12 protein-coding genes are annotated in these 24,626 nt (G+C 32.4%); 10 read left to right on the top strand and 2 right to left on the bottom strand.

The window, feature by feature from the left end; all coding sequences use genetic code 11:
* The 9 genes from L3X39_RS07450 (at window position 1) to L3X39_RS07410 (ending at window position 15,439) form a co-directional block, all read left to right on the top strand.
* On the top strand, window positions 1-3,243 hold the full coding sequence (locus L3X39_RS07450) for a VCBS repeat-containing protein (protein ID WP_237231145.1): 3,243 nt from the start codon (window positions 1-3) through the stop codon (window positions 3,241-3,243).
* Between the two features lie 20 nt (window positions 3,244-3,263).
* Window positions 3,264-4,592, top strand: a complete 1,329-nt coding sequence (locus tag L3X39_RS07445; protein ID WP_237231144.1) for a vanadium-dependent haloperoxidase — start codon at window positions 3,264-3,266, stop codon at window positions 4,590-4,592.
* Between the two features lie 250 nt (window positions 4,593-4,842).
* Window positions 4,843-6,978, top strand: a complete 2,136-nt coding sequence (locus L3X39_RS07440; protein ID WP_237231143.1) for a glycoside hydrolase family 97 protein — start codon at window positions 4,843-4,845, stop codon at window positions 6,976-6,978.
* A 38-nt stretch (window positions 6,979-7,016) separates the two neighbouring features.
* Entirely contained in the window at window positions 7,017-8,330 is a 1,314-nt protein-coding gene (locus L3X39_RS07435) for an MFS transporter (protein WP_237231142.1), read from the top strand.
* Between the two features lie 17 nt (window positions 8,331-8,347).
* Window positions 8,348-9,574: an MFS transporter gene (locus L3X39_RS07430; protein ID WP_237231141.1), complete on the top strand. Its 1,227-nt coding sequence runs from the start codon at window positions 8,348-8,350 to the stop codon at window positions 9,572-9,574.
* Window positions 9,574-11,442 carry a trehalase family glycosidase gene (locus tag L3X39_RS07425; RefSeq protein WP_237231140.1) on the top strand — a complete coding sequence of 623 codons (1,869 nt, stop codon included), beginning with the start codon at window positions 9,574-9,576 and terminating at the stop codon, window positions 11,440-11,442. Before L3X39_RS07430 ends, L3X39_RS07425 begins: the two co-directional genes overlap by 1 nt.
* 9 nt (window positions 11,443-11,451) lie before the next feature.
* The gene (locus L3X39_RS07420; protein ID WP_237231139.1) at window positions 11,452-12,609 is read left to right on the top strand and encodes an MFS transporter; all 1,158 of its coding nucleotides are present in this window, start codon (window positions 11,452-11,454) and stop codon (window positions 12,607-12,609) included.
* A 146-nt stretch (window positions 12,610-12,755) separates the two neighbouring features.
* Window positions 12,756-13,682 (top strand): carbohydrate kinase family protein, encoded by a 927-nt coding sequence (locus tag L3X39_RS07415; protein ID WP_237231138.1) that lies wholly within the window; start codon window positions 12,756-12,758, stop codon window positions 13,680-13,682.
* Between the two features lie 5 nt (window positions 13,683-13,687).
* Entirely contained in the window at window positions 13,688-15,439 is a 1,752-nt protein-coding gene (locus L3X39_RS07410; RefSeq protein WP_237231137.1) for an alpha-amylase family protein, read from the top strand.
* Window positions 15,440-15,544: 105 nt separating this feature from the next.
* Here the strand turns inward: L3X39_RS07410 and L3X39_RS07405 are convergent, their stop codons facing one another.
* Complete coding sequence (locus L3X39_RS07405) at window positions 15,545-18,838, bottom strand: VPS10 domain-containing protein (RefSeq protein WP_237231136.1); 3,294 nt, start codon at window positions 18,836-18,838, stop codon at window positions 15,545-15,547.
* A gap of 133 nt (window positions 18,839-18,971) precedes the next feature.
* Window positions 18,972-21,491 (bottom strand): M14 family metallopeptidase, encoded by a 2,520-nt coding sequence (locus L3X39_RS07400; protein WP_237231135.1) that lies wholly within the window; start codon window positions 21,489-21,491, stop codon window positions 18,972-18,974.
* Window positions 21,492-21,770: 279 nt separating this feature from the next.
* Between L3X39_RS07400 and L3X39_RS07395 the strand changes: the two genes are divergently transcribed.
* Complete coding sequence (locus tag L3X39_RS07395; protein WP_237231134.1) at window positions 21,771-24,470, top strand: helix-turn-helix and ligand-binding sensor domain-containing protein; 2,700 nt, start codon at window positions 21,771-21,773, stop codon at window positions 24,468-24,470.
* The last annotated feature ends 156 nt before the right edge of the window (window positions 24,471-24,626 follow it).

Here is a 24,626-nt window from a genome sequence, read left to right as displayed (position 1 = left end):
ATGATAAAAAGAATAGTCTTTATTTTTTTAATTATTGTAAGTTGTTCGAAAGACAAAAGTGATAAGGTAGACGTTGAAAATAATGTTGAAGATGCTACATTTATTAATGTAAGTTCAGACCTAACAGGAATAGATTTTTCAAACGATTTGCAATCTAACGGCCAACTAAATATTATTGAATATTTATATTATTACAATGGTGGTGGTGTCGCTGTGGGTGATATCAATAATGATGGTTTAGATGATATTTACCTTTCTGCTAACGAAAAACCAGATAAATTATATTTAAACTTAGGTAATTTAAAGTTCAAAGATATTTCAGTTAGTAGTGGTATTAGTCAAGATGCTACTTGGTCCACCGGAGTTGCTATGGCCGATGTAAACAATGATGGATTTTTAGATATTTACGTGTGTAAAGTAGGTAATTATAAAGGTTTAAAAGCTACCAATGAGTTGTATATTAATAATGGCGATAATACTTTTAAGGAAGAAGCCAAAGCCTATGGGGTTGATTTTTCTGGCTTTTCAACACAATCGGCGTTTTTTGATTATGATAACGATGGTGATCTAGATATGTATTTAATGAATCATTCGGTTCATTCGCCTTATTCTTATGGAAACGCTGAGTTAAGATCTAAATCCGATGCACTTGCAGGAGATGTTTTTTACGAAAATATTTCTGAAAATAACCAAACCAAATTTGTTGACGTTACAAAACAAACGGGTATTTATAATAGTGCTATTGGTTACGGTTTAGCAATTGCAACTGCCGATATTAATAATGATGGATTTATGGATGTTTATATAGGTAACGATTTTCATGAAAATGATTACTTGTATATAAATAATGGCAACAAAACATTTACAGAATCGAGCGATAAATATTTTAACCACACATCAAGATTTACAATGGGTGTTGATATTGCCGATATTACAAATGATGGCAATTTAGATATAGTTACTTTAGATATGATGCCGTATAAATCAGATATATTTTTAAAATCTGGTGGTGAGGATTCGGATAAAGTAAATCAAATAAAAAAGTCGTTTGGGTTTCAGCAACAATATGCTAGAAACCATTTGCAATTAAATAAAGGAAATCACTTTGTGGACGCTTCGTTGATTACTGATACCTATGCAACAGACTGGAGTTGGTCGCCATTAATTTTTGATTATAATAATGATGGTTTAAATGACCTTTACATTACAAACGGAATTTATAAAAGACCGAATGATTTAGACTATATTAATTATTTAAGCAATTTTGATTTTGCAAAATATGCCGAAACTACCCAAGATTCATTGGAGCTAAAACTTATAAATACGATGCCTATGCTGAATCTTCCAAATGCTTTGCTAAAAAACAAAGGAGATTTAGCTTTTGAAAGAACGCTGGTAGACGAAAATAATACTAGCACCTATTCAAACGGTGCCGCTTTTTCTGATTTAGATTTAGATGGAGATTTAGATATTGTTGTTAATAATATAAATGCAAAAGCATCGGTACTCGAAAACAAAACATCCCAATCAACGGATAATAATTATCTGTCTATTAATCTTTTTGAATCTAATAAAAGTCTAAATACAACCGGCGCAAAAATATATGTATATGCCGATGGCAAACAATTTTTTAAAGAGCAGTCAACCATAAAAGGATTTTTATCCAGTTCAACAAGACAAGTTCATTTTGGTTTAGGTAACATCACAAAAGTAGATTCATTGAGAGTTATTTGGAAAGATAGAACTCAATCTTTGTTAACAGATTTAAAGCTAAATACCATTGTTAATGTTAACAAGGGAGAAACTACAAATTATAATTACGAATCCAAAAAGGAAATTCCTTTCAATGTTTTTAATTATGAGCATAAAGAAAATAGCTTCCTAGATTATGAAAGAGAAGCGCTCATACCAGAAAATTTATCTATTGAAGGCCCTTCGGTTGTTCAAGCAGATTTTAATGCAGATGGTTTACAAGATTTATTTATTGGAGGAGCCAGAAATCAAGCTCCAGTTTTATACATGCAAAATAAAAATGGAACCTATTCAATAAAAGACATTCCAGCTTTTCATTTAGATAATATTTATGAAGATGTAGATGCCATTGCTTTTGATATTGATGCTGATAACGACTTAGATATTTATGCGTTAAGTGCCGGTAATGACCATAAGGAAGGAGATCCTATGCTTGAAGATAGAGTATACATAAATGATGGTAATGGCAATTTTACTAAGCTTAATTCGAATCTTTTGGCAACAAACGGAGGAACAGTGTCTAATTTCGATTTTGATAACGATGGGTTGCAAGATTTGTTTATAGGAAACAGGTCTATTCCAGGTGCTTACGGATTGTCTCCTTTTAGCTTTATTTTGAAAAATAAAGGACAAAACAGTTTTGAAATTGTTTTAAAAAGACGTTTCGGAATGTTAACTGATAGCAAATGGGCAGACCTTGATAACGACGGTAATATTGAGTTGATTATTGCAGGCGACTGGATGCCTATTCTTATATTTTCTTATAACAAAAGCACCGGTAAATTTGATAATAAAACGCAGCAGTTTGGGTTGGATAAAACGTATGGTATGTGGAATGTGATTAATGTTGCCGATATTAATGAGGACGGAAAACTAGATATTATTGCCGGTAATACAGGACTTAATTTTAAATGGAAAGCCTCAGTTGAAAAGCCTGTAAAAATTTATTTAGACGATTTTGATAAGAATGAACAATTAGATCAACTTATTTTTTATGATTTTTTTGGAACCTATGTCCCCTTTGCTTCAAAGGATAAATTAGTACAACAAATACCATCATTAAAGAAGAAGTTTTTAAACTATAACACCTTTTCTAAGGTTGAAACAGTTTTTGATTTAACCCAAAAAAATGAAGCAGATATTTTAGAAACCAAATATATTTACGAGTTGCGTTCTATGATTTATTTGAATAATGGAACAAATTTCAAGCCTCAACCATTGCCAAAACAAGCCCAATTAAGTACAATTGAAGATGTTTTGGTTGATAATAATCAAATTATTTTCACGGGAAATTATTATGGCTTTACTACTGAGTTAGGACAGAGTTCTTCTAATCCAGGTGGTGTTATATCTTCATCAGTGAAAGATAATTTCGAAATTGTGAAATCATTACATTTACCTAAAGATTTTAGCGGTAGAAAAATTGTAAAATTAAAAGAAGGACAGTATTTAGTTATTGGAAATAACGGAAAATCATATTTAGTAAATTAAAAAATTAGAATACGTATACAATGAAACATTTAAAATTTGGAATTTATTCATTTCTAATAATGGCTATTTTAGCCAGTTGTAGCAAACCAGCTGAATCTATTCAAGTATCACCAGAATTATTCCATAAATCTGTAGATAAGGTCATGGAAATTCAAATTCATGATATTTTTTCACCACCAGTAGCTAGTAGGATTTTTGTATATCCAAATATTGCTGCCTATGAGATTTTGGCGCAAAAAAGTTCAAAATTTAAATCACTTGTTGGAACAGTAAATGAATTAACAGCAATTCCCAAAGTTGATTCAACGCAACAAGTAAATCTGGAATTATCAGCTTTAATTGCACATATGGAGGTTAGTAAGAGCCTTATTTTTTCTGAGGAGAAAATGGAAGTGCTTCAGGATAGCTTATACAACGTTTGGGAGCAGGCTAACAAAGTAGAGTTTGATGCATCAAAAGCGTATGCCTTTGATGTGGTAAATCACATTAAGCAGTATATGAGTACTGATAATTACAATCAAACCAGAACCATGGCTAAGTTTACGGTTGATACCGACGACCCTACTAGATGGCAACCAACACCACCATCATATATGGATGGTATTGAGCCGCATTGGAATAAAATAAGACCTTTTTTACTAGATTCTGCTCAACAATTTAAACCAGAACCGCATCCAGAATTTTCACTAGACAAGGATTCTAAATTTTATGAAGAATTAATGGAAGTGTATAATGTAAGTCAAAATGTTACAGAAGAAGGAGACGAATCTGAACCAGTGCAGATAGCTAGATTTTGGGATTGTAATCCATTTGTGTCAGTTACCAGAGGTCATTTTATGTTTGCAACCAAAAAAATATCTCCAGGCGCCCATTGGATAGGGATTACTAAAATTGCATCCAGAAAAACAAATTCAAATGTCGAAGAAACTGTTAATGCTTACACAAAAACATCCTTAGCAATTGCTGATGCTTTTATTAGTTGTTGGGATGAAAAGTACCGTAGTAATTTAATAAGACCAGAAACGGTTATAAATCAACATATTGATCCAGATTGGTTGCCTATTTTACAAACGCCACCATTTCCCGAATACTCAAGTGGTCATTCGGTGGTTTCAGGTGCGGCTTCTGTGGTATTAACTGAAATTTTTGGTGATAATTTTTATTTTGAAGATGATACTGAAATCCCTTTTGGATTACCTATTCGCAGTTTCAAATCGTTTTATGATGCCTCAACTGAAGCTGCTTTAAGTCGTCTTTATGGAGGTATCCATTATAGAGCGGCTATAGACAATGGGTTAAAACAAGGAAAGAATTTGGGACATTTTGCAGCTGATAAACTAAATCTTTAGGAACTTAATTCTTAAATGCTTTTTTAAGAAGTATAACACATAGGATTTAGAATTTAACTTTATCTAATCTAAAACCTTAAAACACTTTCAGTTTTAAGGGTTTTTGTGGAGAGATAAGCTTGTTTGTTAAAAGCCGAAAACGATTTCGGTTGGCATAGGCTGTTTTTGAGCTTGAAATTATAATTTGTATTGAAAAATTAAGGAAATTGGTAAGGATTGCTTATCAAAGTACTCATTTAAAATAATCAAAATGAAAAAAAATAAGTTTTATTACTGCATAGTTGCAGTTGCATTTCTTTTTGCAGCATGTAACAAAAAAGAAACGAGTTTTAATATTTCTTCACCCGACTCAAATATTTCAGTTGAGTTTACACTATCAAAAGATGGTCAACCATTATACATGGTTAATCATAAAAGCAAAACAGTGATTGATACCTCTTTTATGAGTTTCGATTTTAAAGATTTACCAGCTTTAAAGGATAATTTTAAAATTGTTAGTACAAGTTCTAACACGGTAAATGAAGATTGGGATATGCCTTGGGGTGAGCAACTAACTGTAAACAACAATTACAATGAATTGGTTGTAAATTTAGAAGAACAATCTGAAGTGAAAAGGCTTGTAAATATTCACTTTAAAGTCTACAACGACGGTGTTGGTTTTAGATATGAGTTTCCAGAGCAAGAACACTTAAAGGAAATTTTAATTACCGATGAAAACACAGAGTTTAACTTAACAGATGATCATAAGGTATGGTGGATCCCTGGAGATTGGGATATTTACGAACATTTATATAACGAAACTAAATTTTCTGAAATTGATGCTTTATCAAAACGAAATCATGAGAATTTAGCAGCAACTTACATTCCAGAAAATGCGGTAAATACCCCGGTTACAATGAAAACTGCAGATGGGTTGTATTTGAGTTTTCATGAAGCCGATTTAACTAATTATGCAGGCATGACATTAAAAGTTGACCATGAAAATTTAAAAATGGTTAGTGAGTTGGTTGGTTCGGATAGACTAGGTGGAAAAGCGAAAGTAACTTTACCGTTTAATACGCCTTGGCGTACTATTCAAATTGCAGAAAAAGCAGGAGATTTAATTGAATCCAAAATGGTTTTAAATCTTAATGACCCTAACGAAATTGGTGATGTTAGCTATTTTACACCTATGAAATATGTCGGTATTTGGTGGGAAATGCATATTGGAAAATCGACTTGGGATATGGAAGGAAGTCAGGATATGAATACCTGGACTGAAGGAAAATCGGCTACGTCTAAGCATGGAGCGACCACTGAGAACGCTAAAAAATATATAGATTTTGCTTCACAAAATGGCATCAAAGGATTATTGGTGGAAGGTTGGAATACTGGTTGGGACAAATGGCTTTCGGATGCTGATGCGCGAGAAGGTCTTTTTGATTTTATGACACCTTATGCCGATTATAATTTTGATGAGGTTATGGATTACGCCGAAGAAAAAGGTGTAGAGATTATTATGCATCACGAAACTTCGGCGGCACCACTTACCTACGAAAAACAAATGGATGAGGCTTATAAATTCATGAAGGACAATGGTATTAATTCCGTTAAAACAGGTTATGTTGGTGAAATTATTCCGAAAGGAGAATATCATCATGGGCAATGGATGGTTAATCATTATCATAAGGTTTTAGAAGAGGCAGCTAAAATGAAAATTGCTGTTAATGCTCACGAACCTATAAAAGCTACAGGAAAACGTAGAACTTATCCTAATGCTATTTCTAGAGAAGGGTTAAGGGGTCAGGAATTTAATGCTTGGGCTACAGATGGAGGGAATCCACCTAACCACATTTCTATTGTTGCTTTTACTAGAATGTTATCTGGTCCCATAGACTTTACACCGGGTGTTTTCAATATTAAGTTTGATGAATATAAAAAAAGCAATCAAGTAAATACTACGTTAGCACATCAACTTGCCTTATATGTTGTAATTTATAGCCCGATACAAATGGCTTGCGATTTGCCAGAGCATTATATGGTTGACGGGAAAGTACATCCTGCATTTAAATTTATTTCAGATGTAGGTGTAGATTGGCAACAATCAAAAGTTTTAGATGGTGAAATAGGAGATTATGTTACTATTGCTCGTCAAGAACGTGTTACTGGAAATTGGTTTGTTGGAGGTGTTACAGATGAGAATGAAAGAACCCAAACTGTGGCTTTTGATTTTCTTGAGACAGATAAAACGTATAAAGCTATTATTTATAGAGACGCGCCAAATGCACATTGGGATAATAATCCGCAAGTTTATGAAATAAAAGAAATGGAAGTAACAAAAGAGTCAACAATTGACATAAAATTGGCTTCTGGAGGAGGATTTGCAATAAGTATTATTCAAGATTAAAGGATAATAAAGACTAAACTAACTAATAACATTAAGATATGAAACTAACTAAACCAAGATTATCGTTTTGGCAAATCTTTAATATGAATGTTGGATTTCTTGGAATTCAATATAGCTTTGGATTGCAACAAACGGCCATAAATCCAATTTTTCTATATCTGGGTGCTCCTGAAGATATGTTACCAATACTTAATATTGCTGGACCTGTTACGGGTTTAATAGTGCAACCTATTATTGGTGCTATGTCCGATAAAACTTGGTCTCCTCGTTGGGGAAGAAGAAAGCCATATTTTTTAATAGGTGCCATTATTGGCAGTATTTGTTTATTTGCCTTCCCTACAAGTCCAGTCTTATGGTTTGCGGTAGGACTTTTATGGATTTTAGACGTAGGTAACAATATGGCAATGGAACCTTACAGAGCTTTTGTAGGCGATAAACTTCCTGAAAAACAATTGAGTTTAGGGTATCAGATGCAAAGTCTTTTTGTTGGAGCAGGTATTTTACTTGCCATGGGTTCAATTGTATTGTTTCAAAAAATATTTGGTGCAGAGGCAGTTTCTGATGATGGTGTGATTCCTACTTGGATGTATTATTCTTTTTCTTTAGGAGGCATATTATCAATTTCAACAGTATTATGGTCTGTTCTTAAAACTCCTGAAATACCGCCTTCAGAAGAGGAATTATCAGAGATTAATGCAGCCAAGAGTAAACCATTTATGGAACGGGTTTGGCAACCATTTAATGAAATTGGTATAGCCATAAAAGAAATGCCAAAATTTATGTGGAAAATAAGTGCTGTATACTTATTTCAATGGTACGCGTTATTTGTTTATTGGCAGTATATCACTCCTTTGTTTATGAAAACCATGGGTTATGGCATTTCTGATGCCGCTTCACAATCAGCTCAAATGAGTTTGACTTATAATATTGTAACAATGGTGGTAGCACTTGCTTTAGTACCTCTAACTTTAAAATTTGGAGGTAAGAAAGTGTATGCTTTTAGTTTAATAGGTACTGCAGTAGCATTATTTTCAATTCCATTCATAGAAAATATGACATTGGTTTTAGCTCCAATGGTTTTATTCGGAATTGGTTGGGCAGCTATGATGGGAATACCTTATACTATGGTCTCTAAAGCTGTACCTCAAGATAGAAGAGGGGTTTATATGGGTATTTTAAATATGATGATAGTTATACCTATGGGTATTGAAACACTAACTTTTGGACCAATATATAAGTATCTTTTAGGTGGAAATGCTATTAATGCTATCCTGTTTGCTGGTGTTTTCTTTATTGTTGCCGCCTTATTAGCGTTTCGTTTAAACGAACCGAAGTCGGAGATAAACGAGTAATTTTAATACAATAAATTATGAAAAATTTAGGTATTAAGATTTCCATCTATCTCAATTACTTTGTGTTTGCTATTTTATTAAATAGTGTAGGTATTGTTATAGAGAAATCTATTGATGTTTATAAGGTAACCGAATCTCAAGCATCTGTTTTAGAGGCGTTTAAGGATTTGCCAATTGCTTTTGTATCTTTCTTAATTGCGTCGTTTTTACCACGATTAGGGTATAAAAAAGCAATGTTAGTGGCTTTAGCTATTGTGTTTTTTGGTTGTTTGCAAATGATATTTGGTAATTCATTTTTCTATACTAAAGTGCTGTTTCTAACTATAGGTGTAAGTTTTGCATTGATAAAATTATCAGTGTATTCACTTATAGGCATATTAACATCATCAAAAAAAGAGCACGCATCTTTAATGAGTTCCATAGAAGGGTTTTTTATGGTTGGCATTGCATTGGCATATTTTTTATTTCCTGCTTTTTACTCTGAAGATGAAAATTCTTGGTTAAATGTCTACTACCTTTTATGTGGACTTATTACAATCTCTTTTGTTTTTCTGCTTTTTTCTAAGGTTGAATATGAAGTTGAAGCAATAGGTAATAGTTTGAAGGACGACTTAATGGAATCAATAAAATTGATAATTGTGCCTTTGGTTTTGGTATTTATTATTTCAGCGTTTTTGTTCGTAATGATAGAACAAGGAATCATGACTTGGTTGCCGACATTTAATAAAAAAATATTCAATTTTAATTCTGTTTTAAGTGTTCAAATGGCTAGTATCTTAGCACTTACTTTGGCACTTGGCAGATTCATAGCAGGGTTTCTAACCAAGTATATAAATTGGGTGGTTTTAGTTGTAGTTTGCGTTGTAATTTCTGGTGGCATATTAATTTATATTTTACCGCAACTGCAAGGCGACGTTGAAGCCATTGGGGAAATTACTAGCTTATCAGATGTGCCAACTCTTGGTTTTATATTACCCTTAATCGGGTTGTTTATTGCGCCCATTTATCCATTATTAAACTCAACGGTATTAAGTTCTTTGCCAAAAAGTTTACATTCGCCTATGTCTGGTTTAATTATTATTTTTTCGGCTTTAGGCGGTACAATAGGTTCAAGAATTGTGGGTGAATTATTTGAAAGTGTTGGTGGTGCCAATGCGTTTTACTTTTTACTAATTCCAATGGGATTATTAATAGTTTTTGTATTACTTATCGATAGAATGTCTAAAAAACAAGTTGTGGTATAATGAAGGTTTTTAATCTACAAATTGAAGATACTTTAAGTAGACTACTGCTTCAAGAAGATACTGATGGCGATAAGAAAATAACCATTGAAGATAAGGGACCAAAGGCATTTGATCTAATTTCTGAAGATGGTACAAAGCATGTTATAAAGGGAACGTATCAGCTATCTAACTTGCTACAGGAATTGGTTATCGCTAAGTATGACGGTAAAACGTCTGTAAAAATTCCATTAAACAAAATTGACGAACCACCTGTAAGCCGAATATCCCGGATGATTCGTGATTTTTACTGGAAAGGGTTAACAAGAAGCATGGACGCCCAAGGTGTTGAAAAACTGATTTCAGACACAAAAAATGAATCACTAACTGCAGAAAAACTCCCGATATACATTCCTTTTCAAGATGACTTAGCTTTTAATTACTATAAGACTCTAGAGACAAAATTAAATATAAATGCGGCTAAGTTGCCTGAAGTTATTTCTCCAGAATTTGTAAAATCATTAAATGATAAACCAGGTATTTTATCATTGAAATTAGAAAAGGAAAATGGAGAAATTAAAGGTGTTCCTTTTGTGGTTCCAGGAGGAAGATTTAATGAAATGTACGGTTGGGATAGCTATTTCGAGTCCGTTGGGTTGCTCGTTGATGGGAAAGTGGATTTAGCAAAAGCTATGGCGGATAATTTTCAATATGAAATAGAACATTACGGAAAAATATTAAATGCCAACAGGTCTTATTATTTAACACGAACACAACCACCATTTTATACGAGTTTAATTCGTGAAGTTTTTGAAATTACTAACGATAAAAATTGGTTAAAAAGCCATTTAAAAACAGCAATTAAAGAGTATGAATCCGTTTGGATGGTTAAAGGTAAAAGACTTACAGAAAATGGATTAAATAGATACTTAGCCGAAGGGTTGGGAATACCTCCTGAATGTGAAGAAGGCCATTATGATGCTGTTTTAAAACCTTTTGCAGCAGAGGTTAATTGTAGCATTGAAGATTACATTACTAAATATCAGAAAGGTGAATTGCAAAATGATTTTTTAGATACTTACTTTCTCCATGATAGAACCGTAAGAGAGTCGGGGCACGATACTTCTTATAGAATTGAAGGTAATTGTGCCGATTTAAATTTGGTAGAACTTAATGTGTTACTGTACAAATATGAATTAGATTTTGCGGAATTGATAAAAAATGTTTTTGATGATTCCTTTAATGCGAATTCAAATTCATACACAAGTTCGTATTGGTTTAAAAAAGCTGACAATAGAAAGCAGTTAGTTAATACGTTTTGTTGGAATGCTGACTTAGGGTTGTATGTAGACTATAATCATGTTACTAAAACTCAATCTACATTTGTGGCTGCAACTACATTCACGCCGCTATGGTGTAATTTAGCTAGTAAAGAACAAGCCACAGTATTAGTTAAAAATGCATTGCCACTTTTAAAAGAAAAAGGAGGAATTGCTGGAAGTACTAAAGCGAGTAGAGGAGACATTTCAGAAGAGCGCCCTGCACGCCAGTGGGATTATCCTAATGGTTGGGCACCACACCAAATGATGATTTGGAAAGGACTGATTAATTACGGTTTTAATAAAGAAGCTCAAGAATTAATTTACCGTTGGCTATTCATGATTATTAAGAATGCAGTGGATTATAACGGTACTATTCCAGAGAAATATGATGTTGTTGAAGCCACTCATAAAGTATTTGCAGAATACGGAAACGTTGGTACCGACTTTGAATATATTTCTCAAGAAGGATTTGGCTGGATGAATGCTTCATATCAATATGGGTTATCCTTATTAGAAAATCGATACATTCAAAATTTAAACAAACTTATAGAACCCGAAAAGATTTTCTAAAGTCCATAAATGAACTCACTCAAATTAATCTTAACCAATCTTAAATATTTTGCACCAGTTTGGGTGTTTAGTTCTTTAAACTTCATAATTGGTACTTGGGTATTATATATTCCTTATGTAAAGGAAAAACTAAAACTTAATGATTCAGAATTGGGATTGGCGCTATTTTGTCTTGCTTTAGGCGTGCTATTATTTATTCCATTTGTACCGTTTTTGAGTAAAAAAATAGGCTTAGGGCGCTATACGTTAATTGGCGTTTTATTATTTTCAATGGCATTTTTGTTACCGTTGTTAGCTCCAAGTTATTTAACGCTTTGTGCTTCATTATTTTTTGCTGGAATATTTTTAGGAACTACTGATGTGGCTATGAACGCTTTAGTCTCAGAAGTTGAAAGAAGGAACTCATGCAACATCATGTCTGCTGCTCATGGGTTTTTTAGCTTAGGAGGTGTGTTAGGGGCAATGTTTGGGAGTTTTTTAATGCCATTTTTCTCAAAGCCATTTTATCACATGGTCGTTATGGTGTTGTTTATCATATTGGTTAATTTAATCTTAGGAAAATATTACCTTCATATTGCTGAAAAAGCCATATCAAAGGAGAAAACAAGCTTCCATTTTAAAACACTCAAACCTTTATATGTTATAGCCTTAATAGCCTTTGTTATTATGTGTAGCGAAGGGGCTATAGAACATTGGAGTACACTTTATTTCACCGACGTTGTTAGGGTTGCTAAAAATAATTTAGCAGGGATTGGGTTTATCGTATTTTCAACAACTATGACCATAGGACGGTTTTTTGGAGATAAAATAAGTGAGCGAATAGGTTCCATAAAAATTATTCTTTTGGGATGTATATTGGCATGTTTTGGCTATTTGTGTATTCTATCGGCTCATTTTTTCATTACTATCTTAGGATTTGGAATTATAGGACTTGGATTATCAGTAATTATCCCTGAATTATTTAGAATCGCTGGAAAAACGAAAGGTATAAAAGCATCCGTGGGCATTTCATTTGTGTCTGGCGTTGGGTTCGTTGGTTTTCTTTTAGGGCCAGTTATATTAGGTTATATTTCAAATGCCTTTAGCTTAAAAATTAGCTTTTTTTCTTTGTTATTATTAACAATTTTGGCATCACTCATTTTATTATTTAAGAAAAACAATAATTAAACACCTTTAGTTTAGTATTATAATTCACTAAAATTGGTAGTTACGAAATCGATTTCGTATAACTAAAAAACACTTTTACGCTCAAAATTTTATTTAATGGAGATTGTAATTGTAATTTGCCGTTAATAAACTAATCTAAACTAAATTTGAAAAGTATTGATATTTTATCTGTAGGCGAAGTGCTTGTAGACTTTATTGGTCATCAAATAGGCGCTCAAATCAATCAAACCAGAGATTATCATCGTTATTTAGGAGGCTCTCCGGCAAACGTTGCTATGAATTCTGCTAGATTAGGGCTTAAATCCGTATTAGTCGCTACAGTTGGTGATGATGGTTTTGGGGAATATATTTTTGAAAGACTTGCCGAAGTAGGAGTTAATACAGATTCTATTCATAAAATAATTACTAAACCAACAAGTGTTATTTTTGTTTCAAGAACAGATGGTACTCCTGATTTTATACCATTTAGAGAAGCCGATGCTTATATTGTAGAAAGTCAAATTTCAAAAGAAATGCTTTCTGACACGAACATTTTTCACACAACCTGTTTTGCTTTAAGTAAAATTCCAGCTCAGACAACTATTTTATCTAAGGCTGAAGAGGCCTTTAACTTAGGATGTAAATTAAGTATAGACATTAATTATGCTAAAAAGCTTTGGAACTCAAGAGAGGAAGCGCTTACAGTAATTAAAACGTATTGCAAGTTTAATCCATTGGTTAAAATTAGCGAAGACGATATGTTTAGGCTTTTTGAACAAAAATTACCCCATCAAGAAATATTCGATTTTTTTCATGATTTGGGTGTTAATACGGTATGCCTAACATTAGGTAGTCAGGGTGTTAAACTATCTCAAATAGATAAAGAAACCATACAATTACCGGCAATAAAAATTGAACAAGTTATGGATGCTACTGGCGCGGGTGATGCTTTTTGGTCAGGCTTCTTATTTGCTTATATAAAGAAAAAAACTATGGAAGAATGTTTAGAAGTCGCTTTACAATTGGCCGCTTTAAAGCTTCAAAATGTTGGAAGGCTGCCAGATAATATTAATATTTTATCTAAACTATTATAAAGTCAATGTTAGAAAGTAAAAACTCAAATCGAGATGATTATAACGGTGTTATGCTTAATGCATATCCTGATAGCATTGGAGAAAAGCTAGGTGATACGATTAACATGCTTAAGACTACTGAGTTTAAAGATGTATTTTCCTTATTTTATGTGCTTCCTACTTTTTTTAATAGTGATTTAGATCGTGGATTTTCTGTTATAGATTATGATCTTAATAAGGAGTTAGTTTCAGATTCTGATTTAGAAGATTTAGAGAAATTGAATATTCAATTAAAATTTGATATTGTTTTAAATCACTTGTCTGTGGCATCACCTCAATTTAAGGATTTACTAGAAAAAGGAGAAAAATCAAAATTCAAAGATTTTTTTATAAACTGGAATACCTTTTGGGAAGGTAACGGAACGATGAATAAGGATGGCATAATAGTGCCAAAAGAAGAGTTTCTCAGTAAATTATTTATGAGAAAACCGGGTCTTCCTATTTTAAAAGTAATTTTTCCTGATGGTTCTGAGAAACCCTATTGGAACACATTTTACCAAGAGATAAAGTATAACGAAATTAACGAAAAGGATTTAGAAAATATTCAAGGGTTAAGTTATGAACAAGCTAAATCAATTTGTGATAAGGTTAACAATGCTATCAAGCAAAACCAAGATTTTAAAACTTTGAATTTTGAAGAAAGTGATAAGTTTAAGAATGAGATTATTTCAGTGGTTGAAAAAAACAGGTCTTATTTAGGACAAATGGATGTGAATGCTAAATCTCCATTAGTTTGGGACTTCTATGAAGAAACACTTTCCAAACTAAAAGATTTTGGTTGCAAAATTTTACGATTGGATGCCTTTGCATATTTACACAAGGAAATTGGTCAATCTAACTTTTTTAATAAACCTGGGACATGGAATTATTTAGAACGCATCAAGCAAATTGCAAATAAAAATGAGCTTATGCTATTGCCAGAAATTCATGCAGAATATGGCTTGGGCTTGCATGATGAAGTAGCTAAAGAAGGCTACTATATTTATGATTTTTTCTTACCTGGATTGATTATACATACCCTAGAAAGTAATACGAGTAAAGCACTTTTAACATGGGCTAAAGAAATTATAAATAAGGGTTATAAAACCGTGAATATGTTAGGGTGTCATGATGGGATTCCGGTTTTAGATTTAAAGGGCAAAGAGGTTAATGGTAGATATAATAAAGGATTATTAGAAGACGATGAAATAGCATCTATAATGTCTAAAATATTAGAGCGTGGTGGACGTGTTAAGAATCTTTATGATGCTTCTGGCAACAAGATATCTTACTATCAAATTAATGCCACTTATTTTAGCGCTTTAGGCGAAAACGAACAAAAATTATTACTTGCAAGAGCTATTCAAATGTTTATGCCTGGGATTCCGCAAGTTTGGTATTTAGATATTTTTGCTGGAAAAAACGATTATGAAGCTGCTGATAAAGGAGGAAGTGCTGGACATAAGGAAATCAACCGTACAACATTATCAAAAGCTGATATTGAGAGAGGTTTAAAAAAAGATGTGGTTTTGAATCAGCTTAAAATAATGCGATTGCGAAATACTTCAAAAGCCTTTTTAGGTGAGATTGAAATAACTGAAAATAGTGATAATGAAATTGATATAACTTGGACGAATCAGAGTGAATTTGCCCAATTAAAAGGAAATCTAGAAACATTCAATTTTAGTATACATTATTCAGAAAACGGAATTAAAAAAGCTATGAATTTTAAAAATTAAAAATGTTTAATTAAGTGTTTGTTCTCAGTATTTAGAGTACTGGAATTAGTAGGAGAAAAGCTCGTAAATTATTTACGAGCTTTTCCATTTCTATACTTTATAAAATTAATCCAAAATGGGAGGTACACCAGCGTTTAATAATTTTTCCTCTAAAGTAGGAATGTCAACATTAATAAATTTATCTAGTAGTGGCTTAATCCTATTAAAGAGTGCTTTCGCCATATCTAAACTTTCCATGTGCATTTTTGTTGGTCCGTAAATAGTTCTAAAACCTCTTTGAGCCACAGATAATCTTGATGAGATTGATAGTACATCTTTTTCACCAATTTCATCTTTAGAAGAATTTCCGTTAAGTTTTTGGTTTAGTGCTTGTAGTTGAGCTTTTAAATCACCAATCTCTTTTTCTAAATCACCAGGTTCTCCATCTATGTAAGCTGTAGCTTTATCAAATGCTTCTAATTTTTTTGAGGCATTTCTAAAATTATTCAAAGTGATTTCCAACTGAGTTTTGAATGTTTTAAGATCTTCCATATAAGTGTCAATATTACTACTCATTGGGTTTTTAAGAACATTTTCCTTAATAATTTCAACCTCAAAAGTTTGTGGTGCTGATAAGGCTGTGATGTCTCCCTTAATATTCGAAAACATAGTAACCGTATAAGTACCTTCATCAGCATAAGTAGTACCTCGAGATTCTGTAGGATCGTCATTAATTCTATTCATATTTAATGAGGTTTGCATTGGAGTTCTTAAGTTCCAAGCAACACGATTAAATCCTTTTTTATAAGGCGCATTTGCGCGTGTTACAAAATTTCCTTTACTATCCTTAATAACTAAAATAATGGATGCACTTTCTTCATTTTTCTCTTCGTCTAAAGCATCCCAACCAGGAAAAGGAATATTCTTATTTTCTTTCTTAAGCGTCTTTTCTCTCTTCTGACGGATAGATTTTAAACTTTCAAAGTTTTTGGGTAAATAATAAGTAAATACTGCGCCAAAATCTGGATTATCAGCTGTGAAATAACTTTCACCTTGGCTAGAAGTTCCCCCACTAATAGGGTTGTATTGTAATGCTTTTCTAGGTTTAAATAATTTAGGGTTTGAAAAGTCATTTACGTTCATGCTTCTTAATGGACTATAATCATCAAGTACATAGAATCCACGACCAAATGATGCAGCAACCAAATCGTTTTCTCGTTTTTGAATAGCTATATCTCTAAATGAAATGGTTGGCAATCCTTCTGAAAACTTCATCCATTTTTCACCTTGATTTAATGATAAATAAATACCATATTCAGTTGCCAAAAACATTAAGTTAGGATTTACATGGTCTTGCACCAATCTCCAAACTAAAGTGTTTTCAGGAATTCCATTAGTAATAGATTTCCATGAAGCTCCACCATTAGTGCTTTTTAATAAATAGGGTTTGTAGTCGCCATATTTATGATTATCTAAAGCTACATAAACTGTTTTCGAATCATGTAAATCTGCTTTTATATCGTTTACAAACGCGGTTGACGGTACATTTGGTAAACTAGAAACTAGAACTTTTGTCCAAGTTTCACCTCCATTTTTTGTGTATTGAATAATGCCATCATCGGTACCAGCATAAATAATATTTTCATCTAAAGGAGATTCCGAAAGCGATGTAATTGTATTATAAGTTGACATAGCATAAACATCCCAAGCAGCATCCCAACTCATCTGTTTACCCATTATTGGTAAGGTTATGCGTTCTTCGTTTTTGGTTAAATCTTTTGAAATCGGTGTCCAACTATCACCCCTGTTATCAGACCTCCAAACACGTTGCGTTCCAAAATAAATTCGTTTAGAATCGTGATAGCTAACTATAATTGGTGAATCCCAATTATTACGCTCATAGGGTTCGTCAATACCTTCTTGTGGTTTAATAAAAACCGCTTCGCCTGTTGTTCTATCTACACGATGTAAATTTCCTTGTTGTGACTGAGCATATACTATATCTGGATTACCAGGTTCAGTAGCTGGTTGATGACCATCACCACCTAAAAGTACAAACCAATCAGAATTTGCTATACCGTTAGACCTTAAAGTTCTTGAAGGACCACCTTGTGAATTATTATCTTGGGTTCCACCGAAAATATTGTAAAAAGGTTTTGCGTCATCCACAGCCACTTTATAAAACTGTGTAATGGGTAGATTATTTACAAATTTCCAGGTTTTTGTGTCATCAAACGATTCATAAATACCACCATCTGTTCCTACTAGTAAGTAATTAGGATCATTAGGTTTAAATGTCATCGAATGATTATCAGAATGCTTATTACTTTCATTCATAGTATAGAAAGTTTTTCCACCATCTTCCGATACCTGAACACGTACATCCATAAGGTATATTTTGTCAAATACATGAGGAGAAGCCACTAACTCTTGATAGTAATGTGGTCCTGTTCCTCCTGAAACGGTGTTAGACATTTTTTCCCAACTTGCGCCCATGTTATTAGAGCGATAAACAGCTCCTTTTTTTCTGTCTAATTCAATAGCTGCATATAATACATCTGGATTAATTGGCGAAATGGCTAAACCAATTTTTCCCATATCACTACTAGGTAGTTCAGTTTTTAATTTATCCCATGTTTCACCACCGTCTATACTTTTATCACTACTGGGTAGCCCAGTTTTTAATTTATCCCATGTTTCACCACCGTCTATACTTTTATAAAGGGCTGTACCTTCGCCACCACCAACATAAGCGGCAACGGTTCTGTGACGTTGCCACGTTGCAGCGTATAAGATTTTTTCATTTCTTGGGTCCATTACTAAATCAGTAACACCTGTCCATTCATTACTACTTAAAACAAGTCTCCATGTTTCACCGCCATCAGTTGTTTTGTATAAACCGCGTTCACCTCCAGAACTCCAAAGAGGCCCTTGGGCAGCTACCCAAATTTCGTTAGAGTTTTTTGGGTTGACAATGATTTTAGAAATGTGTTCAGATTTTTTTAGCCCTTTGTTTTTCCATGTTTTTCCAGCATCGTAGCTTACATAAACACCATCGCCGATACCAACATGACGCCCACCTACATTCTCGCCTGTACCTAGCCAAATAGTATTTGGATTATTAGGGTCTAGAGTTAAGCAACCTGTTGAATAAAATGATTCCTTGTCGGTCAAGGGAGTCCAAGTTGTTCCGGCATTTATTGTTTTCCATACACCGCCAGATCCTACAGCAACATACCAAATATTTTGGTTGGTTGGGTCTATGGCAATGTCAGCAATTCTACCCGACATGAAAGCGGGACCTATGCTTCTAAACTTAAGACCTGATAAGGTGGAATCTTTTTTGGTTTCTTGTGCATTTACGGAAAAAAGTAAGCAAAATGCGAAAAGTAATGTAATGAAGGTTTTTGAATTAGTCATCTGTTTTTTTTATTTCAAATTTAACTATTCATTAACAAAAATATACCAGCTTTAATAAAATTATAACATTTATAAAAATGATAAAATTTAGTATTTTATCTTAAAAGTTTACTTTTATTTTTGAATGAATAGGTTACATATATTTTGAAAAGAATACAGCATTCATAAGAAGTTTATTAGTTCCATACCAAAACGCTCTAAAGTTGGTATTATCAGTAAAAACAATGACTTTACCTTTGCCCGATTTTTTCACTTGAAACGGAACAGTTTCTTTTAAAACTTCTAAATTTGGTTTTGAGATATAGCCACTTAAAAGAGGATTTTTACTATACTTTATAGGGTTGTTATAGCTTGAACTATCTGCTTTTATAAATATTTCGGTGTCTCTAAAGATTGCTAACTTATTATTTTTATATCCAAAATTTATAGGGTGCGATCTATCTATTTCAGTTTCAAAAATCGACCCACCAATAGTTTGAGCTCCTTTAAAATCTTCTTTTTGTTCAAACGAAATATTTTTCGCTTTCACTTCAGATTTAGCATATTCAAGCTTAATAAATTTATTGGAAGACAACCATTTTACGGTGTTTTTATACCCGATTAAAGTACCACCATTTTTAACCCAATCTTTTAATGTGTCAATCGTTTCGGAATCTAATTTTAGTTTAGAACTTGGGATTATTATTGTAGTATATTTTGAAATATCTAAGCCTTTTAAATAAAGTACATCGAGTTTAGTAAGATGCATTTGATAACGCTGATCGAACAAATGCCAAATCTCGCCAGCATCATAAGAGGTAACTTCGTTACCAACTAACATAGCAACTTTTGGTGTTTCAATATTTTTGAAAGAAGAGCTTCCCAAATCTATACCTTCGGTTAAACCCGTATTAACACCAAATATTTTAAGATGACTATTTTGTGCTATATTTTTTAAAGTTTCAAATAACTCATCTGAGTTTAAACTTTGGTTTTGAACAGGTATTAAAATAGTACCGTAATCAAAATTTTCATTGTTCAAAGAAAATGGATTGAGTCCTACTTTAGCTCTTAAACCTTTGTTTAAAATGGCATTTAAAGCTTTCGGGGTATAATATTCGTGCCATGGCATGAGATATGCATAGTTGCTTTTAGATGTTACCACCCCTTTATTAAGCTCTAAATTTTGAACTAACTCTCCAGTATTTGAAGTTGATTTTAATTCAGCATAATCAGTGTTAAATGCTAGTGGATATGTCCATCCGGAAATATCATAAAATAAACTGTCTGTAAAAGTGGTGCGTTTTTCAAAAATGGCCTTTATAATTTTACTTTTTGATTGATTGATTGAAACTACAAAACTGCTTTCCTTTTTAAAGCTTTTGCCATCAACGGTAATATCAGCGTTTAATTTATTTAGACTTATGTCATGTCTTTTTAAAATTTCAGCTAAATGGAAGGTTTTAGCTAAGTCTTCTTCATCACCAAAAACAAATCCCTTTATATTACTTTTTGCATTTTCGTTTCTAACAGTATTGTAAAACTCTCTTTGATAATTTAAAAGTTTAACGCGCATTTCGTTTGCCGCTTCTAGAGTTGACAAGGCTGTGGTAAACTGATTTCTAATTGTAAAAGGGAATGTTAATATACCGTTTATAGATTCTTGGGCATGCCCACGAGAACTAGCTTGCTCAAACAATATACCAACAGCACCATTAATATCTGGAAAGGTAGAACCCTTTCCGTAATAATAATCATCATAACGTTCTTCTGTAAAATATAGCGACCCAATTTTATTTAAAGCTTTAGCATGATAATTTCCTATTTCTTTTGTTAACTCCTGATTTGCTTTAGGAGTTAATGGATGCACTCTTGATTGAATACCTGGTTGGAAAAAGAAGGTAGAGCTAGTTGCCATTTCATGATGATCAGTCAAAATATTTGGCATCCAAGCATTATAAGTGTTAATTCTGGCTCTAGATTCGGGTAATTGTGCGGGTAACCAATCTCTATTTAAATCAAACCAATAATGATTGGTTCTTCCTTTGGGCCATACTTCAGTGTATTCTCTATCATTTGGGTCAGGGTTAATATTTTTACTTTTATTAGCATTTACCCAAGAAGCAAATCGTTGTAACCCGTCGGGGTTAAATGATGGGTCTAATAAAACAACAGTGTTTTTTAATAACGCATCAATTTGAGTCCCTTGTGCCGCAGCCAAATAATAGGCTAATAATAAACTTGCATTAGAGCCGCTTGGTTCGTTCCCATGAATTGAAAAACCTTGATAAACAACTATTGGCATAGAATCTACATTTAAGCTGTTACTACCTGTTTCAACTAGCTTCAAGTGGTTTAACCTAATATTTTCAATATTAGCATGATTTTCGGGCGAAGTAACCGTGAGTAAAAGTATGGGTCTACCTTCAAATGTTTCTCCTCTATTTTCAATATTTATTCTATCTGAAACTTTACTCAAAGTAGTCATATAGTTTACTAACTTGTCGTGTGTAACATGCCATTCTCCAACATTATGCCCAATAATACTCTCAGGAGTTGGGATTTCAGGATTATATGTAACATTTTGAGGCAAATGATAAGAAAGTTCAAACTCATTTTGTGCTCCAAGTAGGCAGCCGCATAACACAAAGAGTGTTAAAATATAGTGTTTCATTTGATTATTGTTTTGTGAAATTTAGTTTTGATGCTACGATAACAATTAGATATTGTAATTTTAATAATAAATATCTGATTAACAAACTTAAACATTTTAAAAGATTTACATCTATTTAGTAATTTTATTCAGATGCTTAAATTGATTAGATTTGTTCACATCTAGTTTTCTCCAATTAATATGAAAGTTAATCTTAAAAATGGCTTTGTTGTTTTCCTTTTCATTTTTGTTAATAGCAATTTTTATGCTCAATACACCCCGTTTTTTCAAAACTATGCTTTGACAGAATATAATGCCGGTAACCAAAACTGGGGCGTTTCGTTCTCTGAAAACGGAAAACTTTATGTGGCGAATGACAAAGGATTGCTTGAATTTGATGGGGTTAAATGGGATTTTTATCAATTACCTAATAAAACCATTATAAGGTCGGTATTAGCAAAAGACAGTCTTATTTATACGGGATCTTATGAGGAATTCGGGTATTGGAAAAAAACAAAAAAAGGAGTATTAGCATATACATCATTAAGTGATTTTGAGAAAGATAAAGAGTCTGTTGACGAAGAATTTTGGCAGATATTGAATATTGATAATGATATTTATTTTAGATCGTTTGCAAACTTATATATTTATAGAGAAGGTAAAATCATTAAGATTAAGCCCGAATCAACCTTAATTTCTTGTAGTAAAGTTGATGATACTATTTATGCTTCAACGCTAGATAATGGAATATTTAGAGTGCAAAATGAGTCTTTAATACAATTAAAGAACACAGAAAAATTAGAAGATACCAAGGTAATTTCCATTGTTAAACTTAATAAAAAATTACTTATCACTACAGCATTAAAAGGTTGTTTTTTATATAGCAATGAAACCCTTGAAACATGGGAGTCGCCAATTAATAAAATTATAAAAGAACATCAACTCAATAAATATTTGCTACTAGAAAACGGCAATATGGTTTTCGGAACCATAAAAAATGGAGTTTATATTACTAATAATTTTGGCGAGATATTATTTCATATTGGTAAAGAAAACGGGCTTCAAAATAGTACGGTTTTGGGGTTATGCGTTGGTGCCAATAATAATTTGTGGGTGGGATTAGATAATGGCGTTACCGTTATTGATTTAAATTATAATTATTTACTGTATAATGATAATTCAGGTGAGTTAGGAGCAGTTTATGATATAATTAATTATGATAATAAAACTTATATAGGGAGTAACACAGGCTTATTTTACTTAGACCAAAATGATACAAAACTTAAATTCATAAATGATTCTCAAGGACAAGTTTGGGATTTAGTAAAAATTAACAATCAATTATTTTGTGGTCATAACAATGGTACCTATATCATAGAAAATAATAGGCTAAATAAAATATCGAATTTTACTGGTGGATGGGTTATTAGGAAAGTTCCTGAACAAGACAATTTATTTGTTCAAGGAACCTACGCTGGATTGGTAAGATATAAATACATAAACGGGAAATGGGATGTAAAGCATTTAGGAGAAACTACCATACCAATAAAGTATCTAGTGTTTGAAGATGAGTATACTGCTTGGGTAGCACATGCCTATAAGGGTGTTTTTAGAGTAAAATTTAATAAAGAATTTGAAAGAGTAGTTGAGGTTAAAGATTATAAGAATAAAGGTCTGTGGTCTGATTACAATGTTAGGGTTTACAATATTAAAAATGATATTTGTTTTAAAACGAATGAAGGATGGCAGAAATACGAACCATTAATTGATAGTATTGTACCAAATGATTTGCTAAACAAAACCTTTGGTTTTAACACAAACATTATCTCTCAACCTGATACCGATTTGCTCGTAACTAAAAACGAGAACGATAAAATTAGCTTCGTTTCTCTACCGGATGCAGAAACTACAAATATAAATTTACCAAATAAGCTTTTTAAAAAGCGACTTGTAGTTGATGCGGAAAGTGTCTCTCAATTGCAAGATTCTGTTTATACTCTAAATTTGTATGGAGGTTTTATGCTTATAAATAAAACAGAAAGCCTAACTAAAAGAGATTCGCTTCAAAAACCAATAATAGAGCGCGTTGAAATAGATAAGAGTTTGGTAGATATAAGCGAAGAAGATGCTTACGTACTTCCGTTTAATAAAAGTATTAGTATCTCAATATCATCCACAAGTTTAAATAATCATTATTTTGAGTATTCTCTTTCAAACTCTAGCTCTTTAAACTGGAATCGTTTAGAAAATGAAAAATTAGAACTTTCACGATTGAGCAACGATGATTATAATATACATTTTAGGTCAGTTAGTATTTCTGGTGAAACATCACCCTTAAAAACGATTAAATTAAAAGTTTTGCCACCATGGTATAAAAATGGCTATTTCTATTTATTGATGGCTGTTTTCATTAGTTTAATTGCTTATTGGATTCATAAACGAAAAGTTGCTAAAGAGCATAGATTACTTCGTCAAAAGCTTAGTGAGGAGCAAGAAATAATATTAAAGGAAAGGGCTATTGAAAATGAGAAAAAACTTGTGCAGATTAAGAACGAATCGTTAAAAAATGAAGTAAAGCTTAAAAGTAAACAGCTGGCAAATACAGCTATGGCATTGGTAAAGAAAAATGAATCAATGCTCGAAATAAAAAATGAGCTTGCTAGAAATGAAGCAAGTTTTAAAAATACCTTAGGTTATAAAAAATTATTAAAGAAGATTGACAATTCTATTGGGCATGAGGATGAATGGCAAATATTTGAATATAACTTCAATCAAGTTCATGAAGAATTTTTCAATCAATTAAAAAGTAAATTCCCAAAACTAACACATAAAGATTTAAAGATTTGTGCCTACATTAAAATGAATTTATTAACTAAAGAAATTGCGCCATTGATGAATGTTTCAATTAGAGGGCTTGAAACTCATAGATATCGATTAAAACGCAAGTTAAATTTGGGTAATGATAAATCTTTAGGTGATTATTTGCGAAATTTCAAATAGAACACCCTTCAAATTGGTATAATCACCACCTCACTGGTACGTCATTAATACGTCATTTTAGCCGTAAAGCCTTTATTTATGATAAAATTTACCCTTTATATCCTACGTCAATAAGGTTTTTTTGGATTTTTTAAATTTATGACGTATTTTATGTGT

The organism is Flaviramulus multivorans (assembly GCF_021728415.1).
Taxonomy (GTDB): domain Bacteria; phylum Bacteroidota; class Bacteroidia; order Flavobacteriales; family Flavobacteriaceae; genus Sabulilitoribacter; species Sabulilitoribacter multivorans.
This window is presented reverse-complemented; position numbering and strand designations above follow the sequence as displayed.